Consider the following 6,014-nt stretch of genomic DNA (forward strand, 5'->3'; position numbering starts at 1 on the left):
CGACGACCCGCTGGCAACCAAGCTGGCCCTGGCAGAGGAATTCCACGCCATTGGCGACGCCGACGGCGCGCGCGCGCTGATCGACGAGGTGATCGCCGAGTCCAGCGGCGAGGTCAAGGCCCAGGCCCAGCGCTTGCTGACCAAACTGATGAGCTGATGCAGCGCACGGCGTTGCGCCACCCCCGAGTCAGCCCATGACCATGAGAATGGCCCTGGGCCTGAGCTACAACGGCCAGGGCTACAGCGGCTGGCAGAGCCAACCCTCGGGGAATACCGTTCAGGACCGGCTCGAAGCCGCTCTGCATCGCTTTGCCACGCAGCCCGTCGGCACCCTGTGCGCGGGCCGCACCGACGCGGGGGTGCACGCGCTGATGCAGGTCGTGCACTTCGACACGCCGCTCGAGCGCCCCGCCGTGTCCTGGGTGCGCGGCACGAACCGCTTTCTCCCGCCGGACATCGCCGTCCAATGGGCGCAGCCCGTTGCCGACGGTTTTCACGCGCGCGCCAGCGCCGTGGCCCGGCGCTACGCCTACGTGCTGCTGCAATCGCCCGTGCGGCCCAGCGTTGACGCCGCCCGCGTGGGCTGGGTGTTCCAGGCGCTGGACCATGCGGCGATGCGGCAGGCAGCCGAGCAGTTGCTCGGCGAACATGACTTCAGCTCCTTCCGGGCGGCGGCCTGCCAGGCCCCCTCCCCCGTGAAAACGCTGCGGCGCATCGACATCGTGCGCCGCGGCCCGGGCGATGCGCACGGCCCCTGCTACTGGCGCTTCGAGTTTGAGGCCGACGCTTTCCTGCACCACATGGTGCGCAACATCATGGGCTGCCTGATCGCCGTCGGCCAGGGCCGGCAGCCTCCCGCGTGGATGCAGCAGGTGCTGCGTGCCAAATCGCGCGCCGCTGCGGCGCCCACGTTCGCCCCCGACGGACTGTACTTTCTGGGTCCGCTCTACGACGCCGCCTGGGGCCTGCCCCGGCGCACGGCTGCGTATGATTGGCTGCCATGAAGGACCCGGCAACGCCCCCCGCAGCACGCACCCGCATCAAGATCTGCGGCCTGACACGCGAAGACGACGTGGACGCCACCGTCGCGGCCGGCGCCGACGCCGTCGGCTTCGTGCTCTACGCCCCCAGCGCGCGCGCCGTCGCACCCGCCCGGGCCGCCGCGCTGGCCAGGCGCCTGCCGCCCTTCGTGACCCCGGTGCTGCTCTTCGTGAACGAATCGGTGGAAAACGTGCTCGCAGCCAGTGCCCTGGTTCCCGGCGCGAGCGTCCAGTTTCATGGCGATGAATCCGCGCAGGACTGCTGGGCGGCCACGGGCTGCGGAGCCCGGTCCTACCTGCGCGCGGCGCGCATTCCGCTGGGCGACGCTGCGGCGCGCTTCGACCTCGTAGAATACGCGCTCAATCATTCCCGAGCCCAGGCCATCGTGCTCGACGCGCATGTCGACGGTTATGGCGGTGGCGGCAAGGCATTCAATTGGTCACTCCTTCCACCAAGCGTCGACGCTCACCTCGTTTTGTCTGGTGGACTCACACCTGTAAACGTGACCGATGGCATTTTGCAAGTTCGCCCGCGTTGCAAGACGCTGGCGGTTGACGTCAGTTCCGGCGTCGAGGCCGATGGCCCCGATGGCAAGCCCCGAAGGGGCACCAAGGACGCCGAAAAAATTCAACGCTTCGTCGCCGCCGTGCGCGCGGCCGATGCACAACTTGCAAAGAACCCCCATGCCTTCCTATCAGCAACCTGACTCCTCGGGTCACTTCGGCCCCTACGGCGGCAGCTTCATCAGCGAGACCCTGACCCACGCCGTCGAAGAACTGCGCGCAGCCTACCTGCACTACCAGGACGACCCCGAGTTCCTGGCCGAATTCAACGCCGAGCTCAAGCACTTCGTCGGCCGCCCCTCGCCGGTCTACCACGCGGCGCGCAGCAGCCGCGAGCTGGGCGGCGCGCAGATCTACCTCAAACGCGAAGACCTGAACCACACCGGCGCGCACAAGATCAACAACGTGATCGGCCAGGCCCTGCTCGCCCGGCGCATGCGCAAGCCGCGCGTGATTGCCGAAACCGGCGCCGGCCAGCACGGCGTGGCCACGGCGACCATCTGCGCGCGCTACGGCCTCGAATGCGTGGTCTACATGGGCGTGCAGGACATGCGGCGCCAAAGTCCGAACGTCTACCGCATGCATCTGCTGGGCGCCCGCGTGGTGCCGGTGGAGTCGGGCAGCCAGACGCTCAAGGACGCCCTCAACGAGGCCCTGCGCGACTGGGTGACGCACGTGGACGACACCTTCTACATCATCGGCACGGTCGCGGGCCCGCACCCCTACCCCACGATGGTGCGCGACTTCCAGAGCGTCATCGGCAAGGAATGCATCGCGCAGATGCCCGCCATGCTCGCCGACCACAAGCTGCCGGGCGCGCAGCCCGACGCCGTGATCGCCTGCGTGGGCGGCGGCAGCAACGCCATGGGAATCTTTCACCCCTACATCCCGTTTGCCAAGACGCGCCTGATCGGCGTGGAGGCCGCGGGCCAGGGGCTGGAGTCCGGCCGGCACGCGGCGTCGCTGCAAAAGGGCAGCGCCGGCGTGCTGCACGGCAACCGCACCTTCGTGCTGCAGGACGACAACGGCCAGATCACCGAGACGCACAGCATCAGCGCCGGCCTGGACTACCCCGGCGTAGGCCCCGAGCACGCCTGGCTGCAGGAGATCGGCCGCGCCGAATACGTGGGTGTCACCGACCAGGAAGCGCTGGCCGCCTTCCACTACCTGTGCCGCACCGAGGGCATCATCCCGGCGCTCGAATCGAGCCACGCCGTGGCGCATGCGCTGCAGTTGGCCCGGAGCATGCGCCCGGACCAGTCGATTCTGGTCAACCTCTCGGGCCGGGGCGACAAGGACATCGGCACCGTCGCCGACCTCAGCGGCGCCAGTTTCTACTGCCGCCCGAGTTGCCAGGGGCAGTCCGTCAAGGGCGGCGCGCAGCCCGCCGGAGGGGACAAGCCATGAGCCGCATCGAATCCACCCTCGGCGCGCTCCGGGCTCAGGGCCGCAAGGCGCTGATTCCCTACGTCACCGCCGGCTTTCCGTTCGCCGACATCACGCCCGCGCTGATGCACGGCATGGTCGATGCGGGCGCGGACATCATCGAACTGGGTGTCCCGTTCTCCGACCCCATGGCCGACGGCCCGGTCATCCAGAGGGCCGGGGAAAGAGCCCTGCGCCTGGGCGTGGGCATGCTGCAGGTGCTCGGGCAGGTACGGGAATTCCGCCAGCGCAACCGCAGCACGCCCGTGGTGCTGATGGGCTACGCCAACCCGATCGAGCGCTACGAACAAATCCACGGCCAGGGAGCGCAAGGGGCCGGAGCGTTCGTGCGCGACGCCGCGGCCGCGGGCGTGGACGGCGTGCTCGTCGTCGACTACCCGCCCGAGGAATGCCAGTCCCTTGCCGCCGCCCTGCGCGCGCACGGCATGGACCTGATCTTCCTGCTCGCGCCCACCAGCACCGACGCGCGCATGGCGCAGCTGGCGCGCGTGGCCAGTGGCTACCTGTACTACGTCGCGCTCAAGGGCGTGACGGGTTCGGGCGCGCTCGACACCCGCGCCGTGGAGCAGATGCTGCCGCGCATCCGCCGGCACGTGCAGATCCCCGTGGGCGTGGGCTTTGGCATCCGCGACGCGGCCAGCGCGCAGGCGATTGGCAAGGTAGCCGACGCCGTGGTCATCGGCAGCCGCATCATCGAGCTGATCGAAGACCAGGAGCACTCCCGGGTGGTGCCGATCGCGCAGGACTTCCTGCGCGGAATCCGCAAGGCGCTCGACGCATAATCCAGCCCGGCTTGCCCTGCCCCCCACACAGGGGGGTGCGGGGCAAACCAGGCCACTGAGGAGAAAAACACCATGTCCTGGCTCGAAAAACTTCTGCCCGCAAAAATCCAGCACACCGACCCCACCGAGCGCCGCCAGGTTCCCGAGGGCCTGTGGATCAAATGCCCGAGTTGCGAGACGGTGCTCTACAAGGCGGACCTGGAACACAACCAGAACGTCTGCCCCCACTGCAGCCACCACAACCGCATCGGCGCGCGCGTGCGGCTCAACGCCTTCCTCGACGCCGAAGGCCGCTACGAAATCGGCCAGGAAGTCCTGCCCGTCGACGCGCTGAAGTTCCGGGACAGCCGCAAATACCCCGAGCGGCTGAAAGAGGCCCTCGAGAACACCGGCGAGACCGACGCGCTCATCGTCATGGGCGGCGCCGTGAAGAGCATCAACCTGGTCGCCGCCTGCTTTGAATTCGACTTCATGGGCGGCTCCATGGGCTCCGTGGTCGGCGAGCGCTTCGTGCGCGGCGTGGAAACCGCGATCGAGCAGAAGGTGCCCTTCCTCTGCTTTACCGCCACCGGCGGCGCGCGCATGCAGGAGGGCCTGCTGTCGCTCATGCAAATGGCCAAGACCAACGCGGCGCTCACGCGTCTGGCGAAGAAGGGCCTGCCCTACATCAGCGTGCTCACCGACCCGACCATGGGCGGCGTGAGCGCGGGCTTTGCGTTCATGGGCGACATCGTGATCGCCGAACCCCGGGCCCTGATCGGCTTTGCCGGCCCGCGCGTGATCGAATCGACCGTGCGCGTCACCCTGCCCGAGGGCTTTCAGCGCGCGGAATTCCTGCAGACCAAGGGCGCCGTGGACCTGATCTGCGACCGCCGCGAACTGCGCAACACCGTCGCCGAAAGCCTGTCCATGCTGCAGCGCCTGCCGGCCGACGCGGTGCTGTAGAGCCCCCCCCGATCGGGGGTGGCCGCGGCCTCAGCGCATTGCGCTGACCTGCAGATGCCCGAGGACGATCATCGCCACCTGGAGCACGACCACCGCGATCAGCGGAGAGAGATCGATGCCGCCCACGCGCGGAAGAATCCGGCGCAGCGGGCGCAGCACCGGATCGCACAACCGGCCAATCAGCTCCGCCAGGGGCGATCGCCCCTGCACCTGCACCCACGACATGACGACGTGGACGATGAGCAGGCCGATCAACCCGGATGCGGCCACGCGCATCAGGCCGCACAGCACGAGCCATGGCAGCCAGGCCCACGCAAAGCCCATCCCCAGCAGCATGAGCAAGAAATACTGCGCCAGCTGAACCAGCACGGCGGCGAGCAGGCTGGACGCGTCCCGACGGCCCACCAGCGGCAGCACCCGGCGCAGCGGCAGGACCAGCCAATCCGTCAGGGCAAAAACAAAGCCCCCGACCGGGTTGAAGAACGAGACCTTCTGCCACTGCATGTACAGACGCAAGAGACAGGCCCCCGCGAGCAGGCCACCGACGACGTCGAGCAGAAAAGATGCAATCTGGTAGAGCATGGATGAGCGCAAAACGAGGCTGCCCCGCAGCGAAAACTAAACAGCGTCGTGGGATGATACCGGGCCCAGGCCCCACCCCCTCCATGACGCAAATCCTCACCCTGTCGTCCCTGCCTCTTTTTCCGCTGGAGTGCGTGCTGTTCCCGGACGGCCGACTCGCGCTGCGCGTGTTCGAGTTGCGCTACCTCGACATGGTGCGCAAATGCCATCGGGCAGGCGCGCCGTTCGGCGTGGTCGCGCTCACCGAGGGCCGGGAAGTGCGCTCGGCCGGGGCCCCCGAGGAGCGCTTCCACGACGTCGGAAGCCTGGCGCTGATCGAGCAGATCGACAACCCGCAGCCCGGGCTGATCACCCTGCTATGCCGTGGCGCCCAGCGCTTTCGCATCACCCGGCGCGAGCAACTGCCCCGGGGCCTGTGGATTGCCGACGTCGAGCACATCGACCCGGACCGGACGCTGCCCGTTCCCGAAGACCTGAGCCGGGTCGCCACCACCCTGGCCCTGGCGCTGCGCGCATTGGCGCAACGCGACCCGGAGCGCCCCGCCGCGATCCACCCCACTGCGGCCCAGCTCGACGACTGCGGCTGGGTGGCGAACCGCTGGTGCGAGCTGCTGCCGGTGCCGCTGGCGCTCAGGCAAAGGCTGATGGCGCTGGA

8 protein-coding genes are annotated in these 6,014 nt (G+C 68.7%); 7 read left to right on the forward strand and 1 reads right to left on the reverse strand.

Annotated elements, in window-relative coordinates; genetic code table 11:
- From VTU_RS32035 to accD, 6 genes are all read left to right on the forward strand, one after another.
- Positions 1-157, forward strand: a 157-nt coding sequence (locus tag VTU_RS32035) for a FimV/HubP family polar landmark protein (protein ID WP_010108257.1), incomplete at its 5' end; no start/stop codon positions are given.
- Between the two features lie 43 nt (positions 158-200).
- Positions 201-1,004 carry a tRNA pseudouridine(38-40) synthase TruA gene (gene truA / locus VTU_RS0120835; protein WP_010108259.1) on the forward strand — a complete coding sequence of 268 codons (804 nt, stop codon included), beginning with the start codon at positions 201-203 and terminating at the stop codon, positions 1,002-1,004.
- Positions 1,001-1,747 carry a phosphoribosylanthranilate isomerase gene (locus VTU_RS0120840; protein WP_010108261.1) on the forward strand — a complete coding sequence of 249 codons (747 nt, stop codon included), beginning with the start codon at positions 1,001-1,003 and terminating at the stop codon, positions 1,745-1,747. The genes truA and VTU_RS0120840 overlap by 4 nt, the downstream gene beginning before the upstream one ends.
- A complete protein-coding gene (trpB, locus tag VTU_RS0120845; RefSeq protein WP_010108263.1) occupies positions 1,725-3,011 on the forward strand; it encodes a tryptophan synthase subunit beta in 1,287 nt (428 codons plus the stop codon). Before VTU_RS0120840 ends, trpB begins: the two co-directional genes overlap by 23 nt.
- Positions 3,008-3,832: a tryptophan synthase subunit alpha gene (gene trpA / locus VTU_RS0120850; RefSeq protein ID WP_010108264.1), complete on the forward strand. Its 825-nt coding sequence runs from the start codon at positions 3,008-3,010 to the stop codon at positions 3,830-3,832. The genes trpB and trpA overlap by 4 nt, the downstream gene beginning before the upstream one ends.
- Positions 3,833-3,904: 72 nt before the next feature.
- Positions 3,905-4,777 carry an acetyl-CoA carboxylase, carboxyltransferase subunit beta gene (gene accD / locus VTU_RS0120855; RefSeq protein ID WP_010108266.1) on the forward strand — a complete coding sequence of 291 codons (873 nt, stop codon included), beginning with the start codon at positions 3,905-3,907 and terminating at the stop codon, positions 4,775-4,777.
- A gap of 30 nt (positions 4,778-4,807) precedes the next feature.
- Here the strand turns inward: accD and VTU_RS0120860 are convergent, their stop codons facing one another.
- Positions 4,808-5,359: a YggT family protein gene (locus VTU_RS0120860; RefSeq protein ID WP_010108268.1), complete on the reverse strand. Its 552-nt coding sequence runs from the start codon at positions 5,357-5,359 to the stop codon at positions 4,808-4,810.
- A gap of 83 nt (positions 5,360-5,442) precedes the next feature.
- Between VTU_RS0120860 and VTU_RS0120865 the strand changes: the two genes are divergently transcribed.
- The coding region (locus tag VTU_RS0120865; protein ID WP_029554627.1) for an LON peptidase substrate-binding domain-containing protein at positions 5,443-6,014 on the forward strand (572 nt) is incomplete at its 3' end.

The organism is Verminephrobacter aporrectodeae subsp. tuberculatae At4, from assembly GCF_000193225.1.
Taxonomy (GTDB): domain Bacteria; phylum Pseudomonadota; class Gammaproteobacteria; order Burkholderiales; family Burkholderiaceae_C; genus Acidovorax; species Acidovorax aporrectodeae.

Bases quoted from the DNA above. Each gene is read 5' to 3' on its own strand.
- truA (WP_010108259.1), top strand. From the start codon at position 201: ATGAGAATGGCCCTGGGCCTGAGCTACAACGGCCAGGGCTACAGCGGC.
- VTU_RS0120840 (WP_010108261.1), top strand. From the start codon at position 1,001: ATGAAGGACCCGGCAACGCCCCCCGCAGCACGCACCCGCATCAAGATC.
- trpB (WP_010108263.1), top strand. From the start codon at position 1,725: ATGCCTTCCTATCAGCAACCTGACTCCTCGGGTCACTTCGGCCCCTAC.
- trpA (WP_010108264.1), top strand. From the start codon at position 3,008: ATGAGCCGCATCGAATCCACCCTCGGCGCGCTCCGGGCTCAGGGCCGC.
- accD (WP_010108266.1), top strand. From the start codon at position 3,905: ATGTCCTGGCTCGAAAAACTTCTGCCCGCAAAAATCCAGCACACCGAC.
- VTU_RS0120860 (WP_010108268.1), bottom strand. From the start codon at position 5,359: ATGCTCTACCAGATTGCATCTTTTCTGCTCGACGTCGTCGGTGGCCTG.